We start from the raw sequence: 25,521 nt of genomic DNA, 5'->3' as shown, positions 1-25,521 counted from the left end.
CCCCGAGTCCCTACGCTGAAGACGTGACCGACACGTGGGAATGGGACCCGTCCCTCTATTCGGGCAGCGCCCCGTACTACGCGCGGGGCCGGGCGGCGTATCCCGCGGAGCTCGCCACGGCCTTCGCCACCGAGCTCGGGCTGGACGGATCCGGACGGCTGCTCGACGTCGGCTGCGGCCCCGGGTCGCTGACGCTGCCGCTGGCCGGGGCGTTCGAGGAAGCGGTCGGGCTCGACGCCGACGGGGACATGCTCGCCGAAGCGGCCCGGCTGGCCGCGGAGGCGGGCATCGGGAACTGCCGGTGGGTGCACCGGCGCGCGAAGGAGCTGCCCGCGGGGCTGGGCTCGTTCCGGGTGGTCACCTTCGCGCAGTCGTTCCACTGGTTCGACCGGCCCCGCGTCGCCGCCGCGGTGTCGGGGATGCTGGCGCCGGGCGGGGCCTGCGCCCACGTGCACGCGTCGACGCACGAGATCGTCCACCCCGCGATCCCGGAGCTGGTGCGCGAATACCTCGGCCCGGTGCGGCGCGCGGGACGCGGTTCGCTACCCGACGGCCTGCCGGGCAGCGAGGCGGACGTCTACCGTGCGGCGGGCTTCCACGGCCCGCGGCGGTTCGAAGTGCCGGGGCAGGAGGTGACCCGGACCGTCGACGAGGTCGTCGCCGGGGTGTTTTCGCTGTCGAGCTCGGCACCGCACCTGTTCGGCGAGCGGCGGGCCGGGTTCGAGGCGGACCTGCGGCGGCGGCTGGCCCCGGCGGAGACGTTCACCGTACGGCTGCCCGGGGTCGCCGTCGACCTGTGGTTCACCAGGGGTTGTTGAAGTCCTCTTCCTCTTCGGCGGCGGTGCGGGGCCGCCGGGCGGCCCGCGGCTCGTCCCGCATGGGCCGCGGCGCCGGTTCGAACCCGCCGGGGCCCGGATACGCCTCCGCGTCGAAGGCGGAGGCCGGTTCGGCGTGCGACCGGTCGGTGCTCCAGCCGGACTTGGTCTTGCGCTGGGCCATCTCGCGGACGTGCTGGACGTACCGCTCCGCCGCCTGGACCTGCTTGGTCATGTACTCGTGGGATCGGGCCTTGATCTCCTCGCCCTGCTGTTCGCGCAGGGCACGGCGATCGGCCTGTTCGCGGACGAGGCCGTCGAGCTCGGCCCGCATCCCGGCGATGTCGGTCATGCGTCCTCCTACCTGGTCCGGGGCTCTTCGTCGTCCAGGGAACCGATGATCCGCCGCCCGGGCTCACCGAGGTTGTCGAAGACGGCGCCGTCGATGCGGTAGGCGGACGCGCGGCGTTCGGTGTCGCCGCCGCCACCGCCGTGGCCACCGCCCATGGCCCCCATGCCGGGCATCCCGGACATCGACGAGCCGGCCGACCCGGCTGAGCCGGGCGCACCGGACGCCGCCGCGAAGGCGGCCGCGGGCTGCGGCTGCGCGGCGGCACCGGAGTGGGCACCGCCGGACACGGGGGTGTCCCCGAGCCCGGAGGCCGCCGGGTCGAAGCCCGCGCCCGAGACGCCGACGTGCGCGCCGCCGCCGATCCCGGCCATAGAGGGGCCGGGGTGTGCACCGCCACCGCCGGAGAGCGCGCCGCCGGGCGAACCGTCGCCAGCACCATGTGAACCGTCGCCCGCGCCGTGGTGCGAGCCGCCGGTGCCGCCGGGCGAGCCATGCCCGCCGCCGTGGGAACCGTCGCCGGCGCCGTGGTCCGAGCCGCCGTGGTGCGAGTCGCCGGCGGGTGTGCCGGTGTCGTTCGGCGCGAGGTCGTCGAGGGTGCCTCGGTGGGTGGGCAGGTCGTCGAGCCGCTTCTCGGGCGTGTCGCCGAGGGCCCGGTCCGGCTTGTCTTCGTCGCCCAACGTGTACGTCGTCGGGGTGCCCTTGCCGTCGTCGACGGTCACCGTCGTCGGGCCGTCCGGCCCGTCCGGGCGCTCGGCGGTGATCTCGAGGCCGCCGTCCTTGATGTGGATCTTGCCGTCGGGGCCGGGGCGGAAGGTGTCCGCGTCCGTCCCTTGTGGACCGTCGGTGGGCTTGCCGTCGCCGGACCAGTCGAGCTTGAAGTCCTTCGGTTCGCCGGGGCCGTCGCCGACCTTGATGTCCATCTTGCCGTCGTGGTCCGGCTCGGTCATCTCGAAGGTCTTGTCGCCCTGCTTGACCTTGAGGACATCCCGATCCTCGTCACCGAGCAGGCTGTCGGGCTTGCCGTCGGGCTTGCCGCCGGGATCGGTCTCGATGCCCGGGCCGCCGAACTCCTTCAGCGCGTCCGCGGCCTTCTTCTTCGCGTCCTCCGCGGCCTGTTCGGCCGCGGCCTTGCCGTCTTCACCCGAGCCTGAGCCCGTGTCGCTGCCACCCGGGCCCGAGCCCGAACCGGAACCGCCGCCCGCACCGTCGCCGGAGTCGGTCTCGATGCCGGGACCGCTGAACTCCTTCAGCGCGTCGGCGGCCTTCTTCTTCGCCGCCTCGGCCGCCGCGGCCGCGGCGTCCTGGCCGCTGTCGGACGGCGGCGTCATCGACGACGGCGCCGTGCTGTCGGATCCCGGCCCCGAACCACCGCCGGAGCCCGAGCCACCGCCCGAGTCCGCACCGCCCCCCGAGCCCAGGCCCGCTCCGGCGCCGGAGTCGGTCTGGATCCCCGGGCCGCTGAACTCCTTCAGCGCATCCGCGGCCTTCTGTTTCGCCGCCTCGGCCGCCTGCGCCGCCTGCTGCTTGGCCGCTTCCGCGGCCTGCTGCTTCGCCGCCTCCGCCGCGGAGCCGTCGTCCTGGCCGGGCGAAGAGTCCGAGCCACCGCCCGCCGAGCCACCGCCGCCGGAACCACCGCCCGTGGAGCCGCCGCCCGACGCCGTGGACCCGTCCGGGATCGGCGGAATCTGACCGCCGCCACCGCCCGCCCCCGAGCCACTTCCGGAACCGGAGCCGGCGCCGCTCGGCAGGTCGGCCCCGGAGCCGCCACCGGCCCCCGAACCGCCGCCCGGCGCACCGGCCCCCGAGCTCGTGTCGGGAATCGGCGGCACCTGACCGCCACCCCCGCCGGCCCCCGAACCACCGGCCCCGGAACCCGAACCACCGGCCCCCGAACCCGACCCCGATCCACCGCCGGACCCGCCCGAACCCGAACCCGAACCGCCACCTGAACCACCGGCACCACCGCCGGAGCCACCGGCCGTACCGGACCCCCCGGTCCCGGACCCACCCGGAGTGCCGGACCCGCCGGGCAGCGACACGCCCTCGAACTCGTTGCGGATCCCGCCCATCACCTTGTCGAGCGCGTCGTACGCCTGGTCGACCAGGTCCTTCGTGTCCTTGCAGGTCTTCGCGAACCCCTGGTACAGCCGGTCCCACATGTCGGGGTTGAACTGGTTCTGCACCCACTGCTTGGCCAGGTCCTGGCCGTGCTTCTTGATCTCGTCGCCGTCGCAGCAGCCTTGGTCGTTGAGCGTCTTGACCAGGTTCGTCCCGAAGTTCAGGTCCATCCAGCCCGCGATCTGGGCGAGGTCCTGCTCGTTGCCGTGCTCGCCGTTGGCGACGGCGACGACCTTCTGCGCCATCGTGTAGTCGGCCTTGCCGACCAGGTCGGTGTACATCCCGATGACCGCGTCGGCCTTGCCCTTGCACAGCTGGAACACCGTCGTGGCGGTGCTCAGCGTCGCCTCGCTCGCGCTGCCGAGCGTCTGGGACAGCTTGGCCGCCTTCGGCTGGATCTTGTCGTTGTAGGTGTCCGACGCGGCATCGGCACCCGCGCCGCTCCAGCTGCCGAACAGGGTGCCCAGCTGCGAGCCGGTGTCCTGCTCCGTCCGGTCCACCGTCTCCGAGCCGCGCTTGAAGTGCCCGGCGTCCGCGACGAAGTCGGCGAAGCTGATCCCGCGCTGCTCGTCGAACGGCGCGCGGATGTCCTTGTCGAGGTCGATCGCGCGGGTGTTGCCGCGGCAGTCGGCCGGGATCTTCGCCAGCAGCGAACCGAACGTCTCGAACAGCTTCAGCGCGGGCGCGGCGGCGTCGAAGATCTCGTCGGACGTCTTCGTCCCGGTGGCGCCGGCTCCGTCGTCGGCGGCGGCGGGCGGCTTCGTCTCGTCGAGCTTCTTCTTGCCGTCGTCGACGGCTTTCTTTTCCTGGTCCTCGTTGTAGCTGTTCTGGTCGCCGCTCGCCTTGGCCTTGTCGTAGGCCTCGTCGACCGACTGGCCGGCGAACAGCGGGTTCGCGGCGTAGGCGTGCGCGTACTTCTCGGCTTCCTGCCGCTTCTGCTTGATCTCGTCCGGTTCCTGGTCGGCCAGGAACGGCGGCGGTGGCGGGTTTTCCCGCAGCCAGCTGCTGATCAGCGCGCTCTTCTGCCCGGCGGGCACGCTCGGGTCGTCGAGCAGCGCCTTGACGTCGGACCACTTCTTCTTCTCGGCCATCAGAGCGAGCCCCCGGCGTTCGTGATCGCGCCCGCCTGGTTGTCTTCGTTGGCGCCGTAGCTCGAGCCGGCGGTGCCGAGGTTCGTGCCGAACGAGCCGAGGGTGCTGCTGTAGCCGGAAACCGCGGCCCACAGCGCCTGGGCGCCGGCGGTGTACTTGGTCGCGTGCGCGCCGTGCGCCCGGCCGAACTTCTCCGCCGTCACCTGCGGTGTCTGCAGGTCCGGGTTGTCGTCCAGCAGGTTTTCCGCCAGGTCGCCGATGGTCTTGGACGCCGCCGACAACGCTTCGGTCGTCGCGGTGTACCCCCCGCCGCTCATGTCAGCGCCTCTCCTGAAGATCCCCGAGTTCCCAGTGCTTCCGCGAGCACGTCGGCCACGGATCCCACGTCGGTGAACCGGTCCAGCCGGTCCAGGTCGATCGTCACCCCGTAGTAGATCTCCAGCGCCGCCAGCAGCTTGATCCGCCCCTTCGAGTCGATGCCCAGCTCCTCCAGGGGCGCGTCGGGCTCGACGAGAGCCGGGTCGAGCCGGAAGGTGTCGCAGACGACCTTCGTGACCTCGGCGCGGTGATCACCCACGGTCGCCACCATAACGTGCTTTCGCGGCCGACCGGGCGACCTTGCCGCTCGATGTGCGCGGAAGTCCACCGGAAGGGACCAGACGTACCGCGCGCAGCGTGAGACCGTGTTCGCGCGACACCGCGCGCAGCACCGCCCGGGTCACCTCCCGGTCGTCGGCGTCGGCGCCGCGCGCCCGCTCCGCCACCACCACCGCGCCCTCGCCGCCGGAGTCGGCGACGCCGAACGCGGCGACGCGGTCGCGGCGGATCGCGGGGTGGGCCTCCGCGGCCGCCGCTTCGATGTCCTGCGGGTGGAAGTTGCGGCCGTCGATGACGATGAGGTCCTTGAGCCGTCCGGTGACGTACAGGTCGCCGCGGTGCACGACACCGAGGTCGCCGGTGCGCAGCCAGCCGGCGAGGCCGTCGAGCTCGGCACCGAACGCCGTGGCGTCGCCGCGGCCCCAGTACCCGGTCGCGACGTTCGGGCCGTGCACCCAGATCTCGCCGACCAGGCCTTCGGGCTGTTCCCGGCCGTCGCGGACGATCCGGACGAGCTGCCCGACGGGACGGCCGACGGACACGAGTTCCTGCCCGCCGTCGGTTTCGACGGCCCGGCCCTGCGCGAGGGCTTCGCGGTCGAACACCGCGCCACGCGGCCCCTCCTCGCCCGCGCTCGCGACGTACACGGTGGCTTCGGCGAGCCCGTACGACGGCCGGTGCGCCTCCCGCCGGAACCCGCGCGGCCCGAACACCTCGTGGAAGCGCTCGATCGTGGCCGGCCGGACGGGTTCGCTGCCGTTCAGCGCGACCCGGACGTCCGACAGGTCGAGGTCCTCGCCGGGGCCGGCCTCGGCGGCGAGGTCGTAGGCGAAGTTCGGCGCGGCGGTGAACACCGCGGGGTACCCGGCGAGCTGCCGCAGCCAGCGCGCCGGCCGGTGCACGAACTCGGCCGGCGCCATGAACACCGATCGCCCGCCGGAGAAGACGGGCAGGCACAGCAGCTGGATCAGGCCCATGTCGTGGAAGAACGGGATCCAGCCGGCGCAGGTGGTGCCCTCGTCGACGGCGTACGCGAGACTGCCTTGCCAGCAGGCGGCGACGATCGCGCGGTGCGGGATCACCGCGCCGGCCGGCTCGCGCGTCGAGCCGGACGTGTACTGCAGGTAGGCCGGGCTGTCCGGTAGCACCGGCACCGGATCGGCGCCGGGCCCGCTGAGCTCGTCGACCACCACGACGCTCTCGTGCGCGGGCAGTCCCGGCGCCGCGGCCGACGACGTCAGCCACACCCGCGCGCCGCTGTCGGCGAGGACCCCGGCGAGCCGCCCGGCCTGCGCGGGACTCGACGGCGCCATCAGCGGGACGGCGATCAGGCCGGCGGCCAGCGCGCCGAAGAACGCCAGCGGGTAGGCCAGCTCCTGGCCCGCGAGGATGGCGACGCGCTCCCCCGGCCCGGCCACCCGGCGCAGCTCGCCCGCCACGACCCGGACCCGGGCGGCGAACTCCGCCCACGTCAGCGTGTGCTCCACGCCGCGAACGTGGTCCTGGTGGGTGAACAGGGGCCGGTCGTCGTCGGCGCGGGCGAACAGGCACTCGACGATCGACGTGCGCAGCACGGCCTCGGGCACGGTCGCCGGTGCGGTCGGACGAGGCACGCAGCGCAACCTACCGGTCCGCCGAAACCCGGTTCACCCCCGGGGCGAGCGCGGGTACGGTCGCTGACCATGGCCTCCCCGGAAGCGCTGGTCTCCGCCCTCGCGGACCCGGACCGGCTCCAGCTCTTCGCCCGCATCTGCACCGCCCCCGACGGGCTCGAGGCGAGCCAAGCCACCGCCAAGCTCGCGAAGCGGCTCGTCGACGCGGGACTCGTCACCGTGACCGAGGGCCGCTACCGGGCCGTGCCGCCGGTGTTCCGCGACGCGCTCGCCAAGGCCCCGGTCGATCCGCTCGACGCGCTCTTCCGCCACGGACGGCTCGTCTCGATCCCGCATTCGGGCCGGCGGCGGCAGCTGCTGCTGGCGTACCTCGCCGAACGCTTCGAACCCGGCCGGCTCTACAGCGAGCAGGACGTCCGCGAGAAGCTCTCGATGGTCCACGACGACCACGCGACGCTCCGCCGCTACCTCGTCGACGACGGCCTCCTGCAGCGCAGCAACGACGGCGGCGCCTACGGCCGTCCGTCGGAAGCCCGCGCGGCCGGCTGAGTGGCCGGGAGGTCGAACAGCGCGAGCACGCCTGGATCGGCGAACACGACGTTGTGCGCCACCCGCCCGTCCCGCACGGTGAACACCTGCAGGGTGTGCAGCCGGAACACCCCGGCGTCGTCGCGGCAGTAGGCCACCAGCGCGGGAAGCCCGTTGGCGGCCGTGCGGGTCATCCGCCACTCCGCGCCCCGCATCCCGAACAGACGCTCCATGAACCGGCCGTAGTCGCCGCGGCCCCGGAACCACAGCGGCACCGGCGGCATCTCCATCACGACGTCGTCGGTGAGCAGCTCGACGAGCCCGGCGACGTCGGCGCGTTCGAACGCGCGCAGGTAGCGGTTCACGACCGCTTCGACCGCGGTGTCGGCCGGCTCGGGTACCTCGTCCGCCGACAGGCCGCCCAGCCCCGCGCGGGCGCGCTGCAGGGCGCTGTTGACCGCGGCCGGGGTCGTGTCGAGGAACCCGGCCACTTCCGCCGCGCTGAACTCCAGGACGTCCCGCAGGATCAGCACCGCGCGCTGCTTCGGTGGGAGGGTCTGCATCGCCGCGAGCAGCGCCAGCCGGAGCGTGCCGCGGCGGGCGAGGCGCAGGCCGGGGTCGTCGAGGCGGGCGTCCGGGAACGGCTGCAGCCAGGGGATTTCGAACGAGGGCGTGAGCGGGGCGCCCGGGTCGTCGCCCGGGCCGCCGAGCCCGGACGGCAGCGGCCGCCGGGCGCGCCCTTCGAGCGCGGTGAGGCAGGCGTTGGTGGCGATGCGGTAGAGCCAGGTGCGTACCGAGGCGCGGGCGGGGTCGTAGCCCGCCCACGCCTTCCACGCGCGGACCAGCGTCTCCTGCACGAGGTCCTCGGCCTCGTGGACCGAGCCGAGCATGCGGTAGCAGTGCGCCAGCAGCTCACGCCGATGCGGTTCCGTGCGCGTCGCGAAGTCCTGCATCGTTCTCCCGTCGCCGGCGGCTTCGGAGTGGGTGTACCGGAGCCGCGGCCGGAATTCATCGCCGGCGGGAGAAATCTTCCTACAGGTCGTCGAAGTCCTCCGGCCGCAGGCCGTCGAGCTCGGCGCGGAACCGGGCGACCTCGGCTTCGGCGTCCAGCACGTCGGCGGCCGGCCCTTCGGCTTCCTGCTCGACCTCGAGCTGCACGGACGCGACGTCCAGCACCTCTTCGGCGACGCGGATGGGCGCGCCCTGGCGGAGGCCGAGCGCGACCGCGTCGCTCGGGCGAGCCGAGACGCGGGTGCCCGAGGCGAGCACGAGGTCGGCGTAGAAGATGCCGTCCCGCACCTCGGTCAGCTCGACCGCGGCGAGGCCCTGGCCGAACGCGGCGAGCACGTCGCCGAGCAGCTCGATGGTGCCCGGGCGCGGCTGCGCGATCTGTTCCCGGGCGCGCACGAGGGCCTCCGCCTCGCCGTACCCGATCATGATCGCCAGCCAGCGGCGTGCGCCCTCCGGCTCGCGCAGCAGCATCAGCGGCGCCTCACCGGGCACGGGAACGGCCATTCCCACCACTTCGATCGGAATCACGCTGACCACCGCCCCGTCCGTGTCGAGGGACTCCTCCGCGCGCGAAGTACCCACAACGGCGGGTCGGCAACCCGATCCGGCGGCCGGGTTTTCCGGCAGCGGCCTCTTCTCGGCTGCGGAGTCCGCTCCGGCGCCTTGCCCGGCGGCGGCGGCCGCTGTCACCGTCGGGACGTGGAACCGACGATTTCGCGCAGTGTGCCCGTCTCCGCCGACCCGGACACGGTGTGGTCGTGGGTCACCGACCTGCCGCGGATGGGCGAGCTGAGCCCGGAGAACGTCGGCGGCCGCTGGCTGGACGGCACCGGCCCGGCGCTCGGCGCGCGGTTCCGCGGCCGCAACCGCAACGGCGAGCTGCAGTGGTGGACGCGGGTGCGGGTGGTCGCGTTCGAGCCCGGCCGCCGGTTCGCCTTCGACGTGCGCACGCCGCTCGGCTCGCGGGTTTCGCGGTGGGAGTACGTGCTGGCGCCGGCCGCGGACGGCTGCGTGGTCACCGAGAACTGGTACCGGATCGGCAGCTGGGTGGTGCGGAAGTTCATGGGGCCGCGCGTCACCGGCCGCGCCGACCGGCCGGGGTACAACGTCCGGTCGATCGAGCACACCCTCGCGGCGCTGCAAACCCGGGCCCGCCGGGCCCGCCAGGTGACCTGAGTCGCTTCGAACAGGTGGGTCTCTTGTTAGGACCCACCCTGTCCAGCTAGGTTGTTTTTTCGAACCTAGGAGGACCATGCCCCCCAGCGCGCCGAAGCCCGGCCTCGTGCTGCTCGTCGTCTCGACGGCCGCGTTCCTCGCGAGCCTGGACACCTTCATCGTCACGATCGCCTTCCCCGGCATCCGGGCCGCGTTCCCCGGCGACGACCTGGCGACGCTGTCGTGGGTGCTCAACGGCTACACGGTCCTGTTCGCCGCCTGCCTCGCCCCGGCCGGGCGGCTGGCCGACCGCTACGGCCGCCGCCGGCTGTTCCTCGCCGGCGTGGCGGTGTTCACCCTCGCCTCGGCGGCCTGCGCGGCCGCGCCGTCGATCCCCGTGCTGATCGCCTTCCGCGCGGTGCAGGCGATCGGCGCCGCGCTCGTCATGCCGACGTCGCTGGCGCTGCTGCTGACGGCGTTCCCGCCGCACCGGCGGCCGATGGCGGTCGGGGTCTGGGCGTCGGTGGGCGCGGCGGCCGCGGCCCTCGGCCCGCCGGTCGGCGGCCTGCTCGTCGAGGCGTCCTGGCGCTGGGTGTTCCTGGTGAACCTGCCGATCTGCGCGGCGACCCTGCTGGCCGGGCCGCGCGTGCTGCGCGAGTCGCGGGACACGTCCACCGGCGTCCCGGACGTCCTCGGCGCCGCCGGGCTGCTGGTGGGCGTCGGCGCCTCGGCGTACGCGCTGGTCGAGGCGCCCGGCCGCGGCTGGGGCGCGCCGCCGGTGCTGCTGGCGTTCGCGGTGGCCGCCGTCGCGCTGGCCTGGGTCCCGCTGCGCTCGGCGCGGCACCCGGTGCCGGTGCTGGACCTGCCGGCCCTGCGCGTCCCGACGTTGTGGCTGGCCTGCCTGACCACCGGCGTGTTCGCCGCCGGCTTCGCGGCGATGCTGTTCGGCAACGTGCTGTTCCTGACGTCGATCTGGCACGACTCGATCCTGGTGGCCGGGCTGTCCCTGGCGCCGGGCCCGCTGGTGGTGGTGCCGGTGTCGATCCTCGGCGGCCGGTTCGTGCACCGCTTCGGGCCGGGCCCGGTGGTCGCCCTCGGCGGCGTCGCGTTCGGAGCCGGCGTGCTGATCTGGGTGCTGAACATGGGATCGGTGCCCAGCTACGTCGTGTCGATGCTGCCGGGCCAGCTGCTGACCGGCCTCGGCGTCGGGCTGATCCTGCCGAGCCTTTCGGGCGTGGTGGGCACGGTCCTGCCGCCGCCCCGCTGGGGCGCGGGCTCGTCGATGGTGAACACGGCCCGGCAGATCGGCACGGTCCTGGGCACGGCGGTGCTGGTCGCCGTCTTCGCCGGGACGCCGGACCTGGCGGACTTCCGGCGGGGCTGGCTGATGATCCTGGCCACGGCGGCGCTGACGAGCGCCGGCGGCCTGCTGATCGCCGCCCGGCGGCGCACGGACCACTACGCCGAGCCCCAGGCCTCGTCGAGCACCGCGAGCCCGGCGTCGATCCCGGCCGGCGGGATCGAACCGTAGCCGAGGACCACGCCTTGGCGCGGGAAACCGCCGCACAGATCGGAAAGCGTCTGGATCGCCGCCCCGGCCGCGGCCGCGCGGGCCACGACCGGCTCCAGGTCCGTGCCGTCCTCGGCCAGGGCGCACAGGTGCAGGCCCGCCGCCGACGGCACCGGGCTGAGACGGCCCGCGAAAACCCGCTCCAGGGTCGCGGTGATGCGCTCGTGGCGGTCCGCGTAGACCTTCGTCGCGCGGCGGAGGTGCCGCGCGAACAGGCCTTCGTCGATGAACCCGGCCAGCGCGGCCTGCGCGGGCAGGTCGCCGTGCCAGCCGGACAGCCGGCGCGCGTGGTGCAGCGCGTCTCGCAATGAAGCCGGGGCGATCAGGAACCCCAGGCGCAGCATGGGAAGCAGCGTCTTCGAGAACGAGCCGACGTAGGCCACGCGGCCGTCGCGGTCCAGGCTCTGCAACGGTTCCAGGGGCCGGTCGGAGAACCGGAATTCGCTGTCGTAGTCGTCCTCGACGACGACCGCGCCGGCACGGGCCGCCCACGCCAGCAGCGCCGTGCGGCGGGCGAGGGACATCGGCGTGCCGAGCGGGAACTGGTGCGACGGCGTGACGTAGACCAGTTTCGTGCGCGGCGGCAGGGCGGCGACGTCGAGCCCTTCGCCGTCCACCGGCACACCCACGACGTCGGCGCCGTGCGAGGCGAAGAGCTGCTTCGCCATCCGGTAGCCGGGCTCCTCAATGGCGACGCGGTCGCCGGGTTCGAGCAGCACGCGGCAGAGCAGATCCAGGGCCTGCTGCGCACCTTGGGTGACGAGCACGTCGTCGGCGCCGGCGCGGACCGAGCGCGAGACGCCGACGTGCCGGGCGATCGCCGCGCGCAGCCCAGGGTGGCCACCGGGCTCGGCGTAGTGCGCGAACCCGGCGGTGTCCCGCAGTTCCCGCGCGAGCAGGCGTCGCCAGGTGTCCAGCGGGAACAGCGTGGCGTCGGGGATGCCCACGCGGAAGTCGAACACCGGGGCGGGGCCCACGGCGGCCGGGGCCGGCAGTGACCGCCACACCGCCTTCGGCTGCGGCCCCTTTTTCGACGGCGCGGTGCGCGGTTTCGGCGCCGGGAGTTCCCCGCTGACGTACGTCCCGGCGCCGACGCGGCCGGTGAGGAAACCGTCGGCGGTGAGGCGGTCGTAGGCGACCGCGACGGTGTTGCGCGAGACGGCCAGGCGCCGCGCGAGCTCCCGGGTCGGCGGCAGCCGCTCCCCCGCGCGCAACCTGCCGTCCAGGACGGCGTCGCGCAGCTGGCGGTAGATGCGGACGCTGAGGTCGCCGCGGCCGGCCAGGCTGACGTGGAAGTCCATCCGGCGAGGCTACATTGGCCCAATCCGGTTGGCCGGAATTGGATCTGGGATCGGGCCAAAGACGGCTCTACCGTTCTGCTCATGACAGCGCTCCTCGAACGTCCGAAGACCCGGCGCCCCGGCCGTCTGCTCGCCGCCGCCCAGCTGGCCGGCTCGCTCGGCGACGGCGCGTTCCTGACCTGCTCGGTGCTGTTCTTCACGCGGATCGCCGGGCTCACGCCGGCACAGGTGGGGCTCGGGCTCACGGTCGGCTGGGCGGTGGGCTCGGTCGCGGGGGTGCCGCTCGGTCGCCTCGCCGACCGCCACGGCGCCCGTGGCGCGGCGGTGCTGCTGGCGCTGGCGACGGGCGTGTCGATCCTGGCGTTCCTCGTCGTGCGCTCGCCGATGATGTTCGTGCTGGCCGCGTGCCTCTACGGCAGCTGCCAGACCGGGCTGGCCGCGGTCCGCCAGGCGCTGCTGGCCGCGCTGGCCGATCCGGAGCGGCGGACGCGCATCCGGGCCCACCTGCAGTCCGCGGGCAACGCCGGCCTCGCCGTCGGCGCCGGCCTGGGCGGCCTCGCCCTCTCGGCCGACACGGCCTCGGCGTACTTGACGGTGTTCGTCCTCGACGCGGCGGCCTTCGTGGTGACGGCGGCGCTGCTGCACAAGCTCCCGGCGGCCCCGCGCTCTTCGGGGCGCCCGGGCGCGCCGAAGTCCGCCGTGCTGCGCGACCGGCCGTACGCGCTGGTGACGCTGCTCAACGCGATCCTGCTGCTGCGCATGCCGCTGCTGAGCGTCGCGATCCCGCTGTGGATCGTCGAACACACCGCGGCGCCGGGCTGGACGGTGTCGGCGCTGTTCGTGCTCAACACGGTCGTGGTGGTGGTCCTGCAGGTCCGCGTGGCGGGCCGCCTGACGACCCTCGCCTCGGCGGCGCGGATGGTGCGCCGGTCGGGCGTGGTGCTGCTGGCTTCGTGCGTGGCGTTCGCGCTGTCGGCACTGGGGACGTCCCCGGCGGTGGCGTTCGCGGTGCTCGTCGCCGGGGCGCTGGTACAGGTGCTCGGCGAGATGCTCCAGTCGGCGGGCTCGTGGGAGATCGGCTTCGCCCTGGCCCCGGCGGACAAGCAGGGCGAGTACCAGGGATTCTTCGGCACCGGGACATCGGTGGCCCGCGCGGTCGGCCCGGTCCTGCTGAGCACGCTGGTGGTCGGCGGGGGCTTCGCCGGGTGGCTCGTCCTGGGGGCGGTGTTCGCGGCCGCGGGCTGGGCGATGGGCCCGGCGGTGCGCTGGGCCGCCGCGAGCCGCTGACGCCGAGCGCTCCATGGCCGCCTTGGCCCGCTCGGGCGCTTCGGCCGCTTGGCCGGTTGGGCCGCTCGACCGCCTGGGCAGCCCGGCCCGCTTGGCCCCTTGGCCCCTTGGCCCGTTGGCCGCTTGGCCCCTTGGCCGCCCTGGGGCGACCCGGCTACTCGCTGACCTGCGCCGCCGCGGTCTGGTGCAGGGAAAGGTCCTGGCCCGCCGCCGGGTCCTGCACCCATGCGCCCGATTCCGCCGTCCACGTCTGGCCCGCGAAGCTCACCTTGTCCACGCCCAGCGCCTCCGCGCGGCCGACCAGCCAGGTCGCGTACGTCCAGCCCTGGGCCGCCGGGTGGGGGCCGCTGAGGGTGGCCGTGCCCAGTTCCGCCGTCGACGGCCCGGCGAGGTCCGCGGGCGCCGCCAAGGTCAGGTTGCGGCAGGTCAGTGCGGCCGGGAACTGGCCGTTGAACGCCGCCGCCATCGTGCGGGACTGCGACTCCCACTGCGCGTACGCGTCCGGGGCACCCGACCGCTGGACCGCCTGCGCCGCCTCGGTGATCGGCAGCGCCTCCCAGTTCGGCAGCTTCTCGAGCTTCTCGTAGAACTCCGTCGCCGCGTAGACCGGGTCGCGCAGCTGGGCGATCGTGCCCCAGCCCTGGCTGGGGCGCTGCTGGAACAGCCCGACCGAGTCGCGGTCACCGCCCTCGAGGTTGCGCAGCTTCGACTCCTGCAACGCCGTCGCCAGCGCGACCGTCGCCGCGTGGGCGGGCAGCCCGAGCTTGGTGCCGACCGCCGCGATCGTCGCCGCGTTGTTCATCTGCTCCGGGGTGAACGTGGAGCTGGACGCCTTGTCCCCCGGCCGCGCCACCGTGCACCCCGGCGTCCGTATTTCACCGCGCGTGTACGCCACCACCACGATGATCCCGGCGGCCAGCACGACGACCGCCACCAGGACCATGGCCAGCTTCAGGCCACAACCGCGCACCCTGCCTCCCCTCCACCCGTTCGCACCAGTCTGCCCAATAGGAGGACGCGGTGCGCCGGGCGGGGTTCAGTGGGCGGCGCCGAGGAAGATCGGGTTGGACATCGCCACCATGGCGTTCGGCACCGTGGTGTTCGGGCCGCCGGACGGGCGACGGACCTCGACCCGCACCCAGCGGCTGTAGCGGGGGTACGTCGTCCAGGTGACGGTGGCCGCGCCGGAGTCGCCGATCGGCTCGGTGTGTTCCGGGCCGAGCTGGTCGAGGAACGTCACCGTCGTCCCCGGCACGCCGGCCACCACCGCCTTGACCGTCACCGGTGTCCCGGTGCCCGCGGCGAGCCGCTCGCCGATGCCCGCGCTCGCCCCGCCGCCCGAGACGGTGAAGTCCAGCTGCACCGACGCCGATTCCGCCAGCCACGAACGCCCGGCCGCCAGCCCGGCCAGGAGTTCCTGGCGGCGCAGCCGGTCGGCGAGCACGACGGTGTGCGGCAGGGCCACGCGCTGGTCCGGGTTGTGCGCGTCGGAGTCGCCGATCGCCGGGATGAAGCGGCCGCCGCGCAGGAGCCCGTCCCAGTGGATGACGCTCGCCTCGTCGTCCTGTGTCCAGGGGCCGTTCCACACCTCGACGAGGTCGGCGATGTCGTAGGCGAATTCGTAGGTGCAGCCGAAGCAGTTGGCGAACGGGTGCGCCGCGGTGACCAGGCCGCCGGCGCGGTGCACCTGGTCGGTGAAGCGCCGGAAGTCCCGCGGGTCGGCCGCGCGGTAGCGCCAGTCGATCCAGGTGCCGGCGGGCAGGCCGATCGCCGGCCAGTGCCCGGACCGGGTCGTCACCTCTTCGCCGTTGAGGATCAGCAGGTCGTCGGTGGCGTGGTTCCCCCAGACCAGCTGCGAGCTGTACGTGTTGTGGTCGGTGGAGACGATGAAGTCGAGGCCGGCGGCCCGGGCGTCGGCGACGAGCTGCTCCGGCGTGCGGCGGCCGTCGGAGTGGACCGTGTGCAGGTGGCTGTCACCGCGGTACCAGGCGCGGCCGCGTTCGCGGGCGGGCGCGGTCTCCGGCGCCGGGTTCGGCTTGAACGGGACGCCGTCCGGGCCGAAGGTGAGCGTGATGTCCACCCGGTAGTTCAGCCCCTGCGGCGCCACGGTGTACGGGCCGAGGATGACGTGCCACCGGCCGGGTCTGATCGGGCCGGCGAGGTAGCCGGGGGTGGCTTCGGAAGCGCTGATCGAGAACCGGTCGCGGAAGCCGCCGGACCAGCCGCGGAAGCCGCGCGCGTTGCCGAGGTCGTGGCCTTCGGGGCCGAAGATGCCGATGTCGCAGGCATTCCCGCGGGTGCCGGCCGGCACGGGCGGCCGGTCGTAGGAGTACACGACGTCGATCTGCCGCACCCCGCGCGGGACGTCGACGGGCAGGTAGTACCAGTCCGGCACGTCCGGTTCCAGCGTGCCGGTGACGGTCCGGGTCCGGCTGCCCGAGCCGCCCGGCTGATCGGCGAACGCCACGCCGGGCAGCATCCCCGCGGCCGCCGCCACCCCACCGGCCCGCAGCAGCGTCCGCCGGCCGAAGTCCCCAGGATTCATGCGCACCTCCGCACCCGACGCTAGGCGCGCCAGGCCGGCGCGGACACCAACCGGCGGTGAACTTTCGCCGGACCCCGGTCAGGATCCTGCGCGCTTCGCCAGGATCTTCGCGAGGGCGACGACGGTGACGGCGGCGGCCAGCCCGAGCCGCGTGACATCGACGGCGGGAACCCAGGTGACCGCGCCGTCGCGGACGACGAAGGCGCCGACGGGCCGGGCGATCACCCCGAAGCCGGCGCCCTCCCGCCCGGCCGGTGCGCCGTCTCCGCCGCCACCACCTCCCCCGCCGTAGACGGCCGCGGCGGGGATGACGACGACGCCGTCCCGCTCGACCGGATCACCGTAGACGAGCCGGGCCGAAAAGATCCGCCGCGCGGCCGACGCCACCTGCTCCAGCTTCATCCCGCCATTCTGGCCGCCAAACCGGTTGCGGCGCCGCGAACTTCCGCGATCTTGCGCTGTTCCGCACCCGGGCGGAGCGTTCGGAGAAGACGACGACCCCGTCGCGGCGCGGCCTGGCCGCCAACCCCGCCCAGCCCGCTCCCCTGCTGAACCACCTGGTCGCGACCGCCGACGACGAACTGGGGCCGGTCCTCGCCGCCCGCGGGACCTGACCCGCGACCACGCCGGGGTGCTCGCGGCCCGCTGCGGCGCGGGAGTGTGGTACCCGTTGCGCGACCACGGCCTGCTCACCCCGGCCGACGTCCCGTCCGGCGATCCTTGGCGCGGGCCGGCGGTGCTGGAGCACCCGGACGCGGACCCGGCCTGGTTCGACCGGCTGGCCCGCGACCCCGACCCGGTGATCCGCGCCGAGCTGAGCACCCGGTGCCCGCTCCCCGAGCCGGTGGACCTCCTGGCCGAGGACCCGGACCTCGACGTCGTCACCTCGGCGGCGCGCTGCCGGCGGCCGACCGCACGGCCGGCCGGGGATCACCGCCGGGACGTCCGCCTGGCCTCGGCCGCCAACGAGCAGGCACCCGCGGACCTCCTGCTTCGGATCGCGGACGAAGCCGAATCCTGTCGGTGGTCACCGGTAGCATGGAAACCGGGGGCGGCGCCCATCGACCTGCTCGCCACCCTGAGCAGCGGTGCAGGAACGCGACGGCGGCGGGGTTGCTCGCGAGGTCGAGCTGCGCACGCTCGCCGGTTCCGCCGCGGCGCAGGTCAGGCGGCTCGCGGCGGCCCGCCCGGACCTGCCGGCCGACCTCGTCGCCCGGTTCGCCGAGGACCCGGACGCCGGCGTCGCGCGAGCCGTCGCGGCGAACCCCGGCCTGAGCCCGGCCGCGGACCCTCGCCCGCCACGGCACCACGGTCGCCGCCCGGATCGCGGCGCACCCGCACTGCCCGGCCGGCCTGGCCCGCACGCTGCTCGCCGGCGCGCCGGTCCGCGCCCAGCCTCACCATCCCCTGGCCAACATCCGCGGCGCCACCGCCGACCCCGGCATCGCCTGCGCGCTCGCCCGGCACCCGGGCCTGCCCGCGAAGTCCATTGTGGATCTTCTGGGCCACCCCGACGAGCGGACCGGCACCGCCGCCGCGGCCAACCCGGCCTTGCCCGTCGCGGTGATGTCCACTGTGGCCGGTGCGGGCCGACCGGTTCCCGGCTCCGCGCAAAAATACTCCACAGAATCGGTGCAGCGCTGAACAAATTGCGCTGAAGGTGTGGCAAAAAGCTGTATCCGAATGTTTTCACCGCGGTGACGACTACCGTCCGATCGCTGCATTCTGCCACCCACGGGGAGGAATCATGGCACTGCTGAAGAACGGCGCGGTCACCGCGCCACCGGGCGCGGCCGCCGGCGCGCGGGCGCTGACCTCGGCCGATCCGTTCGGCTCCGGGACCGGCGTCGCCGCCGATCGGGGCGCGAACCGGTACGGCGTCTGCTCCATCGAGGACTTCCCGCCCGGGATGAACGACCTTTCCTACACCCACGAGGACGCGGGCGGTTTCTACAATTACGTCAAGCAGTTCGCCGCCCCGAACTACTGGTACACCGACGGCGGCGTGCTGTCGTGGATCTACGGCGAGCAGTACGACGACTGGCAGGGCACCTACGGCTTCGACGCCTGCGTCGCCGAGTACCACTCCGGGCACGGGACCATGGACTCCAGCGGCGTCTTCTGGATGCCGATGGGCGGCACCTGGGGCGGGTCGGCCTGGGCGAGCTCGGCCGACATGCGGCTGGGCAACGAGGTCGCGCGCTACCTGTTCTTCTCCACCTGCCTCTCGCTGCGCATCGGCGACGGCAACAGCCCGATCCGCACGTGGGACGCGGCCAACCTCGGCCTCCGGATGATCTTCGGCTTCGAGACGACCAGCGTCGACAGCCCGAACTACGGGGCCTACTTCTTCAGCAAGTGGAACGGCAACGGCCACAAGTTCGGCAAGGCGTGGCTGGACGCGTCCTGGGACATCGACCACCACCAGGCGCCCTCGGTCGTCGCGTGCGGGGCGACGCAGGCCGAGGCGCAGGACCGGCTGTGGAACGAAGGGTCCTTCTCGAGCGCCGCCGCGTCGAAGAACTGGTGGTGGTGGACCTGGTACGACGCCGCCAAGAGCATCCGGGCGCCGGAGCTGGAGCTGCCGGGCTCGGCGCAGACCGCCCGGTTCGCGCCGCCGCGGCTTTCGGCCGCGCGGCTGGCCGAGCTGGCCGGCCACTACGGCGTCCGGCTCGGCGGCGGAGTGCCGGACGACGCGATGGGCCCGCACGGCGTCGTGCTGGGCGACGGCCAGGGCGGCCCGCGGCTGAGCGTCGACCACCGCGGCGTCCGCGAGATCACCTTCGCCGACGCCGACGGCACCGGCCGGGACGCGCCGAGCGCGGACGAAGCCGTCCGGATCGCCCAGGACGCCATCGAGACGTTCGGCCTGGCCGACCGCGTCGACCTGGTCGCCGACAAGGTGCGCCACCAGTACCACGCCGGCGGCACCGCCGACGACGTCGCCGACCCGCGGGTGCGCGAGACGCACGTGGTGTTCACGCAGCTGGTCGACGGTCGCCCGGTCGTCACGCCGGGCCTCGGCGAGGTGCGGGTCGGCATCGACGGCGGCGGCACGGTGACGACGATCGTCGACGCCACCCGCGAGGTCGAGCGGCTGACCGAAGGCGCGCCCACCGCGCCGCCGGCGGCGGGCGCGGCCACCCGCGATCCGTCCACTGTGGAGGAAGCACTCGACGCGCCGCTGCAGCGGCTGCTGCGCCGGCTCTCGGCCGGCGGCCGCGTGCCCGCCGAGATCCGCACGATCCCGGACTCGACGGCGGTCGGCTACGCGCTGCGCGGCGACGACGGCACCCCGGTCGTCCGGCGGACCGTCGAGGTCGACTGCGGTGCCGGGCTCGCGAAGCGGTACGTCCTGGAGGCGCCCCTGCGCTGACCGGCGCGAACCGGGCGGGCCGGCACCACGTCGGGGGGTGCCGGCCCGTCGGTTTCGCACGATCGGGTGTAGATCCGCGGTATCCGGGGCATCCGCCAGCGACACCTGTGCTCCAGGGGGAGCGCGCCGTACCGAGGGGAGACCGCGATGACCTTCGATTTCGTCAGCCGCTGGCTGGGCAGGCATCGCGAGCGCCCCGGCGTCACCGTCGACCTCGCGTGCGGTGGCCGCGTCACTCTCCGTGAAATCGATGGGCGGCCCGTGCTGGTGGTCACCACCGCGCCGGGGCCGGACGGCCGGTGCGACGTCGCCGCCGTCCCCCTGTCGGAAGCCGAGCGCCGCGAACTAGGGCAAGTCCTGGAGTCGGACGTCCTGCTCGCCTCCTGATCGCTCCCGCGTCACCTGCCGTTCGCGCGCCCGCAGGGTGCTTTGTCGCGAACCTCGCGTGAAAGCGGGTCCGCGCGGTGTGGTGCGGGTCGCTTTTTGTGGGGTTCCCACAACTCAGCCGCCTCGGCATGCGCCATCGCGGACATTGGTCCCGGCCCCGGTCATCCACCAGGGTGTAGACAAGTGCAGGCGACGTTCCAGGACAGGTACGTCGCCTTCTGCGCGTGGTACTTGGGAGGCTCAGCCGGTGTTCAGTCGTGTCGCCATCGTCAACCGCGGAGAGGCCGCGATGCGGCTCATCCACGCCGTCCGGGATCTGTCGGCGGAAACCGGGACGCGGATCGAGACGGTCGCCCTCTACACCGACGCCGATCGCACCGCCACGTTCGTCCGCGAGGCGGATCTCGCCTACGACCTGGGCCCGGCCTCGGCTCGCCCCTACCTCGACCTGGCCAAGCTCGAGCGGGCGCTGGTCGAGACGAAGGCCGACGCCGCCTGGGTCGGCTGGGGTTTCGTGGCCGAGGACCCGGCCTTCGCGGAGCTGTGCGAGAAGGTCGGCGTCACCTTCGTCGGGCCGAGCGCGGACGCGATGCGCAAGCTCGGCGACAAGATCGGCGCGAAGCTGATCGCCGAAGAGGTCGGCGTGCCGGTGGCGCCGTGGAGCCGCGGCGAGGTCGCCACGCTCGAAGACGCGCTGGCGGCCGGCGAGCGGATCGGCTACCCGCTGATGCTCAAGGCCACCGCGGGGGGCGGCGGGCGCGGCATCCGCATGGTCGCCTCCGGCGAGGACCTCGCCGACGCCTACGAGCGCACCAGCTCCGAAGCGCTGCGCGCGTTCGGCTCCGGCGTCGTGTTCCTGGAGCGCCTGGTCACCGGCGCCCGGCACGTCGAGGTCCAGGTCATCTCCGACGGCGCGACGGCGTGGGCGCTCGGCGTCCGCGACTGCTCGGTGCAGCGGCGCAACCAGAAGATCATCGAGGAGTCCGCCTCCCCGGTCCTCTCGCCGCCGCAGACGGCCGAGCTGAAGACGTCGGCGGAACGGCTCGCGGTGGCCGTGGGCTACCGCGGCGCGTGCACCGTCGAGTTCCTGTACCACCCGGGCGAGAAGCTGTTCGCCTTCCTCGAGGTCAACACCCGCCTGCAGGTCGAGCACCCGATCACCGAGATCACCACCGGCACCGACCTGGTCAAGCTGCAGCTGCACGTGGCCGGCGGCGGCAAGCTCGAGGGCGAGCAGCCGGCCGAGAGCGGGCACGCCATCGAAGCCCGCCTCAACGCCGAAGACCCCGACCGCGACTTCGCCCCCTCCCCCGGCCGCATCGCGCGGCTGGCCCTGCCCGCCGGCCCCGGCATCCGCGTCGACACCGGCGTCAGCGAGGGCGACACCATCCCGGCCGACTTCGACTCGATGATCGCCAAGATCATCGCCTACGGCCGCGACCGCGACGAGGCCCTCGGCCGGCTGCGCCGCGCGATGGCCGAAACCACGGTGATCATCGAGGGCGGCGCGACCAACAAGAGCTTCGTGCTCGACCTGCTCGACCAGCCCGAGGTGATCGACGCCAGCGCCGACACCGGCTGGATCGACCGCGTCCGCGCCGAGGGCCGCCTGGTCACCCACCGGCACTCCGCGATCGCGCTCGCCGCGGCCGCCATCGAGGCCTACCAGGACGAGGAAGAGGTCTCCGTCCAGCGGCTGCTGGCCACCGCGCACGGCGGCCGCCCGCAGGTTCAGCACGAGAGCCGCCCGCTCGACCTGAAGCTCCGGGGCGTCGGCTACCGCGTCTCCGTCGCCCGGGCCGGGCGGACCCGGTTCCGCGTCGGCATCTCGGCCGGCGCGTCCGACGTCCACCACGCCGACATCGAGATCGACCGCTTCGACGCCCACAGCGGCCAGATCCTGGTCAACGGGCGGCGCTTCCGGCTGGTTTCGGCCACCCACGGCCCGATCCACCTCGTCGAGGTCGACGGCGTCACCCACCGCATCAGCCGCGACGAAGGCGGCGTCGTCCGCTCCCCCGCGCCCGCGCTGGTCGTCGCCACGCCGCTGTCCGTCGGTGACGAGGTCGAGGCGAACGCGCCGATCCTCGTGCTGGAAAGCATGAAGATGGAGACGGTGCTGCGCGCGCCGTTCCGCGCCCGCGTCCGCGAATGCCCGGTGTCCGTCGGCAGCCAGGTCGAGACCGGCGCGCCGCTGATGCGCCTGGAACCGCTGGCCGACGGCGCCGAGGACGAGGCGGCCGACGAGGCCGAGACCGTCGAGATCGAGCTGCCTTCGGTGCCGGACGGCGTGTCCGCGGCCGAGCGCGTCGAACGCGGCCTGAACGACCTGCGCAGCCTGCTGCTCGGCTTCGACGTCGACCCGGCCGAGCGCAAGCGGCTCCTCGCGACCTACCTGGAGGCCCGGGCCGAGCTGGGCAACCGGCCGGTCGAGGGCGAACTGGAGCTGCTCACCGTCTTCGCCGACCTGTCCGAGCTCAGCCGCAACACCCCGGGCGGCGAACTCGACACCGAACCGGGCAGCCCGGTGCACAGCTCGCGCGAGTTCTTCCACAGCTACCTCCAGAGCCTCGACGTCGAACGCGCCGGCGTCACCGAGGGCTTCCAGGCGAAGCTCAAGCGGGTCCTCGCGCACTACGGCGTCACCGACCTGGAGCGCACGCCGGAGCTGGAGGCGGCGGTCTTCCGGATCTTCCTGGCCCAGCAGCGGACGGCGGCCGACGTCGCGGTCGTCTCGGAGCTGCTGCGGCAGTGGCTGGCCGGGGCGCCGCCCGCCGAGCCGCTCAGCGAACGCGCCGGGCTCACCCTGGAGCACCTGGTCGAGGCCACGCAGGTGCGCTTCCCCGCGGTGTCCGACCTGGCCCGCGGCGTGGTCTTCCGCTGGTTCGCCCAGCCGCTGCTGCGCCGCAACCGCGCCCGCGTCTACGCCGCCGTCCGCACCGAGCTGACCTACCTCGACCAGCACCCGGACGCGCCGGACCGCGCCGAGCGGATCCAGGCCATGATCACCGGCTCCCAACCCCTCGTGCGGCTGATCGGGCAGCGGATCGGGCGGCCGGGCCGCGACCACGCGCCGCTGCTGGAGGTGCTCACCCGCCGGTACTACGGCAACCGCCGGCTCTCCGGGGTCGCCGTGCGCGAAGCCGGCGGGCACCGCTGGCTGACCGCCGAGCTGAACGCCCCCGAAGGCGTGCTGCCGCTGGTCACCACCGCCGTCGACATCGCCGAGCTGCCCGGCGCCCTCCGCGCGCTCGGCGAGGTGGCCACCGACGGTGTGGTCGCCGACCTGTACCTGCGCTGGGAAGACCAGCCGGAGGTCGACGCGACCGCGGAGCAGCTCGGCGCGTTGCTCGCCGACAGCCCGCTGCCCACCGGCGTGCGCCGGTTCGTGATCACCGTGGCCGGCACCGGCGGCGCGGTGATGCACCACCACTTCACCTTCGAACGCGAGGGGGTCGGCTTCACCGAGAACCGGCTGATCCGCGGCCTGCACCCGCAGATCGCCCAGCGCCTGCAGCTGCAGCGGCTGCGCGAGTTCGACCTTACCCGGCTGCCCTCGGCCGACGAAGAGATCTACCTGTTCAAGGCCGCGGCGAAGACCAATCCGGCCGACGAGCGGCTCATCGCGATGGGCCAGGTCCGCGACCTGACGCCGCTGCGCGAGGCCGACGGACGGCTGGTCGCGCTGCCGGCGCTCGAGGACGCGGTCACCGCCTGCCTCGACGCGATCCGCAACATCCAGGCGCAGCGGCCGCAGAACAAGCGGTTCGACACGAACCGCATCATGATGTACGTCTGGCCGCCGACCGACCTGACCACCGAGGAGCTCAACACCCTCGTCCAGCGCATTCTGCCGACGTCGGTGGGCGCCGGGCTGGAGGAGGTCCAGTTCCTGGCGCGGCGGCGCACGGACACGGGCAAGCTGACCGAGCTCGCCGTCCGGATCGCCCTCGACCCCGGCCACGGCGCGCGGCTGCACGTCGAGGCGCCGTCGACCGAGCCGGTGAAGCCCCTCGACGACTACCGCCTGAAGGTGCTGCGCGCCGCGCGGCGCGGAACGGTCTACCCGTACGAGATCACCGGCCTGCTCTCCGGCCCGGAGGGCACGTTCACCGAGCACGACCTGGATTCTTCGGGTGTCCTGGTGCCGGTGGACCGGCCGAAGGGCAAGAACACCGCGGCGATCATCGCGGGTGTCGTCACCACCCCGTCCGAGCGGCACCCCGAGGGCGTCACCCGCGTCGTGCTGCTCGGCGACCCGACGAAGTCGCTGGGCGCGCTGTCGGAACCGGAGTGCTCGCGGGTGATCGCGGCGCTCGACCTGGCCGAGCGGATGCAGGTCCCGCTGGAGTGGTTCGCGCTGTCGTCGGGCGCGCGGATCTCGATGTCCTCGGGCACCGAAAACATGGACTGGGTCGCCGCGGCGCTCAAGCGGATCGTCACGTTCACCCAGGACGGCGGCGAGATCAACATCGTGGTCAACGGCATCAACGTCGGCGCCCAGCCGTACTGGAACGCCGAAGCCACGATGCTCATGCACACCAAGGGCATCCTGGTGATGACGCCGGACTCGGCGATGGTGCTCACCGGCAAGCAGGCGCTCGACTTCTCCGGCGGCGTGTCGGCCGAAGACAACTTCGGCATCGGCGGCTACGACCGCGTGATGGGCCCGAACGGCCAGGCGCAGTACTGGGCGCCGAACCTGCCGGCCGCGCGGGAAGTGCTGATGGCGCACTACGACCACACGTACGTGGTGCCGGGCGAGGCCGGGCCGCGCAAGGTGGGCACGAACGACCCGGTCACCCGGGACGTCTCGTCGTTCCCGCACGCGATCGTCGGCAGCGACTTCACGACGGTCGGCCAGATCTTCTCGGCCGAGCACAACCCGGACCGCAAGAAGCCGTTCGACATCCGCACGGTCATGCGCGCGCTGTCCGACCAGGACCACCCGGTGCTGGAGCGCTGGGCGGGCATGGCCGACGCGGACACCGCGGCGGTGCAGGACGTGCACATCGGCGGCCGCCCGGTCTGCCTGGTCGGCATCGAGTCGCGGTCGGTCCCCCGCCGCGGCTTCCCGCCCACCGACGGCCCGGACACGTACACCGCGGGCACGCTCTTCCCGCGGTCGTCGAAGAAGACGGCACGGGCGATCAACGCGGCGTCGGGCAACCGGCCGCTGGTGGTGCTGGCGAACCTGTCGGGCTTCGACGGCTCGCCGGAGTCGCTGCGCAAGCTGCAGCTGGAATACGGCGCGGAAATCGGCCGGGCGATCGTCAACTTCGAGGGCCCGATCGTGTTCTGCGTGATTTCGCGGTACCACGGCGGCGCGTTCGTGGTGTTCTCCAAGGCGCTCAACCCGAACATGACGGTGCTGGCCCTGGAGGGCTCGTTCGCTTCGGTGCTGGGCGGCGCCCCGGCGGCGGCGGTGGTGTTCGCCGGCGACGTCAACAATCGCACGGCGAACGACCGGCGCGTAACGGACCTGCAGGCCCAGGTGGCGGCAGCCGGCGGCGCTTCCCGGGCGGCGTTGAGCGCCCAGCTGGCGGAGGTCCAGTCGGCGGTCCGCGCGGAGAAGGTGAGCGAGGTGGCGGCGGAGTTCGACCGGGTCCACAGCATCCAGCGAGCGGTCGAGGTCGGCTCGGTGGACGCGATCATCTCGGCAGCCGAGCTGCGACCCCGGATCATCGAAGCCATCGAACACGGCTTGAAGAAGTAGCGTCCGAGGTCTGCCGCGGCTGTCGTGAGTGGTAACGCGGGTTCTAACCCGCCTTACCA

The 25,521-nt window shown here is 73.6% G+C and carries 19 protein-coding genes; 8 read left to right on the top strand and 11 right to left on the bottom strand.

All coding sequences use genetic code 11. The annotated features are described in order from the left end of the window. Positions 1 to 23 precede the first annotated feature (23 nt). Positions 24 to 818, top strand: a complete 795-nt coding sequence (locus tag C2L58_RS18825; RefSeq protein WP_103338885.1) for a class I SAM-dependent methyltransferase — start codon at positions 24 to 26, stop codon at positions 816 to 818. Here C2L58_RS18825 and C2L58_RS18820 read toward each other — a convergent pair. The 5 genes from C2L58_RS18820 to C2L58_RS18800 are packed head-to-tail and all read right to left on the bottom strand — an operon-like array spanning position 802 to position 6,586. Beyond that, the gene (locus tag C2L58_RS18820) at positions 802 to 1,167 is read right to left on the bottom strand and encodes a hypothetical protein (RefSeq protein WP_103338884.1); all 366 of its coding nucleotides are present in this window, start codon (positions 1,165 to 1,167) and stop codon (positions 802 to 804) included. The genes C2L58_RS18825 and C2L58_RS18820 overlap by 17 nt on opposite strands. A gap of 8 nt (positions 1,168 to 1,175) precedes the next feature. Further along, positions 1,176 to 4,376 carry a WXG100 family type VII secretion target gene (locus tag C2L58_RS18815; RefSeq protein ID WP_103338883.1) on the bottom strand — a complete coding sequence of 1,067 codons (3,201 nt, stop codon included), beginning with the start codon at positions 4,374 to 4,376 and terminating at the stop codon, positions 1,176 to 1,178. Beyond that, entirely contained in the window at positions 4,376 to 4,693 is a 318-nt protein-coding gene (locus tag C2L58_RS18810; protein WP_103338882.1) for a hypothetical protein, read from the bottom strand. Before C2L58_RS18810 ends, C2L58_RS18815 begins: the two co-directional genes overlap by 1 nt. Further along, entirely contained in the window at positions 4,690 to 4,953 is a 264-nt protein-coding gene (locus C2L58_RS18805; protein ID WP_233225797.1) for an acyl carrier protein, read from the bottom strand. The genes C2L58_RS18810 and C2L58_RS18805 overlap by 4 nt, the downstream gene beginning before the upstream one ends. Next, positions 4,946 to 6,586 carry a fatty acyl-AMP ligase gene (locus C2L58_RS18800; protein ID WP_103338880.1) on the bottom strand — a complete coding sequence of 547 codons (1,641 nt, stop codon included), beginning with the start codon at positions 6,584 to 6,586 and terminating at the stop codon, positions 4,946 to 4,948. Before C2L58_RS18800 ends, C2L58_RS18805 begins: the two co-directional genes overlap by 8 nt. Before the next feature lie 69 nt (positions 6,587 to 6,655). On the opposite strand from C2L58_RS18800, the gene C2L58_RS18795 reads away from it, so the two are divergent. Continuing rightward, complete coding sequence (locus tag C2L58_RS18795; RefSeq protein WP_103338879.1) at positions 6,656 to 7,135, top strand: DUF2087 domain-containing protein; 480 nt, start codon at positions 6,656 to 6,658, stop codon at positions 7,133 to 7,135. Here the strand turns inward: C2L58_RS18795 and C2L58_RS18790 are convergent. Together C2L58_RS18790 and C2L58_RS18785 are read right to left on the bottom strand one after the other, a co-directional pair. Further along, a complete protein-coding gene (locus C2L58_RS18790) occupies positions 7,099 to 8,067 on the bottom strand; it encodes a sigma-70 family RNA polymerase sigma factor (protein WP_103338878.1) in 969 nt (322 codons plus the stop codon). The genes C2L58_RS18795 and C2L58_RS18790 overlap by 37 nt on opposite strands. Before the next feature lie 79 nt (positions 8,068 to 8,146). Then, the gene (locus C2L58_RS18785) at positions 8,147 to 8,662 is read right to left on the bottom strand and encodes a bifunctional nuclease family protein (RefSeq protein ID WP_103339416.1); all 516 of its coding nucleotides are present in this window, start codon (positions 8,660 to 8,662) and stop codon (positions 8,147 to 8,149) included. A gap of 162 nt (positions 8,663 to 8,824) precedes the next feature. Between C2L58_RS18785 and C2L58_RS18780 the strand changes: the two genes are divergently transcribed. Continuing rightward, positions 8,825 to 9,301, top strand: coding sequence for an SRPBCC family protein (locus tag C2L58_RS18780; RefSeq protein ID WP_199191330.1), 477 nt, complete (start codon positions 8,825 to 8,827; stop codon positions 9,299 to 9,301). A gap of 76 nt (positions 9,302 to 9,377) precedes the next feature. Continuing rightward, positions 9,378 to 10,811 (top strand): MFS transporter, encoded by a 1,434-nt coding sequence (locus tag C2L58_RS18775; protein WP_103338876.1) that lies wholly within the window; start codon positions 9,378 to 9,380, stop codon positions 10,809 to 10,811. Here the strand turns inward: C2L58_RS18775 and pdxR are convergent. Next, positions 10,739 to 12,151, bottom strand: a complete 1,413-nt coding sequence (gene pdxR / locus C2L58_RS18770) for a MocR-like pyridoxine biosynthesis transcription factor PdxR (RefSeq protein ID WP_103338875.1) — start codon at positions 12,149 to 12,151, stop codon at positions 10,739 to 10,741. The genes C2L58_RS18775 and pdxR overlap by 73 nt on opposite strands. Before the next feature lie 81 nt (positions 12,152 to 12,232). Here pdxR and C2L58_RS18765 point away from each other — a divergent pair, with 81 nt between their 5' ends. Beyond that, the gene (locus C2L58_RS18765) at positions 12,233 to 13,438 is read left to right on the top strand and encodes an MFS transporter (RefSeq protein WP_103338874.1); all 1,206 of its coding nucleotides are present in this window, start codon (positions 12,233 to 12,235) and stop codon (positions 13,436 to 13,438) included. Between the two features lie 154 nt (positions 13,439 to 13,592). Here the strand turns inward: C2L58_RS18765 and C2L58_RS18760 are convergent, their stop codons facing one another. From C2L58_RS18760 to C2L58_RS18750, 3 genes are all read right to left on the bottom strand, one after another. Next, a complete protein-coding gene (locus C2L58_RS18760; RefSeq protein ID WP_233225796.1) occupies positions 13,593 to 14,408 on the bottom strand; it encodes a hypothetical protein in 816 nt (271 codons plus the stop codon). Positions 14,409 to 14,474: 66 nt separating this feature from the next. Next, positions 14,475 to 15,983, bottom strand: coding sequence for a CehA/McbA family metallohydrolase (locus C2L58_RS18755; protein ID WP_103338872.1), 1,509 nt, complete (start codon positions 15,981 to 15,983; stop codon positions 14,475 to 14,477). 78 nt (positions 15,984 to 16,061) lie between these two features. Further along, on the bottom strand, positions 16,062 to 16,385 hold the full coding sequence (locus C2L58_RS18750) for a hypothetical protein (protein ID WP_103338871.1): 324 nt from the start codon (positions 16,383 to 16,385) through the stop codon (positions 16,062 to 16,064). Positions 16,386 to 17,730: 1,345 nt separating this feature from the next. On the opposite strand from C2L58_RS18750, the gene C2L58_RS18745 reads away from it, so the two are divergent. The 3 genes from C2L58_RS18745 (at position 17,731) to C2L58_RS18735 (ending at position 25,462) form a co-directional block, all read left to right on the top strand. Further along, entirely contained in the window at positions 17,731 to 19,359 is a 1,629-nt protein-coding gene (locus C2L58_RS18745) for a DUF6345 domain-containing protein (protein ID WP_103338870.1), read from the top strand. A gap of 147 nt (positions 19,360 to 19,506) precedes the next feature. After that, a complete protein-coding gene (locus C2L58_RS18740; RefSeq protein WP_103338869.1) occupies positions 19,507 to 19,746 on the top strand; it encodes a hypothetical protein in 240 nt (79 codons plus the stop codon). Positions 19,747 to 19,993: 247 nt separating this feature from the next. Beyond that, positions 19,994 to 25,462, top strand: a complete 5,469-nt coding sequence (locus C2L58_RS18735) for an ATP-binding protein (RefSeq protein WP_103338868.1) — start codon at positions 19,994 to 19,996, stop codon at positions 25,460 to 25,462. Positions 25,463 to 25,521: the final 59 nt, after the last annotated feature.

Origin of the sequence: Amycolatopsis sp. CA-126428, assembly GCF_002904335.1 — a bacterium.
Taxonomy (GTDB): domain Bacteria; phylum Actinomycetota; class Actinomycetes; order Mycobacteriales; family Pseudonocardiaceae; genus Amycolatopsis.
The sequence above is the reverse complement of the archived record's forward strand: the minus strand, read 5'-3'. Positions and strand labels throughout refer to the sequence as shown.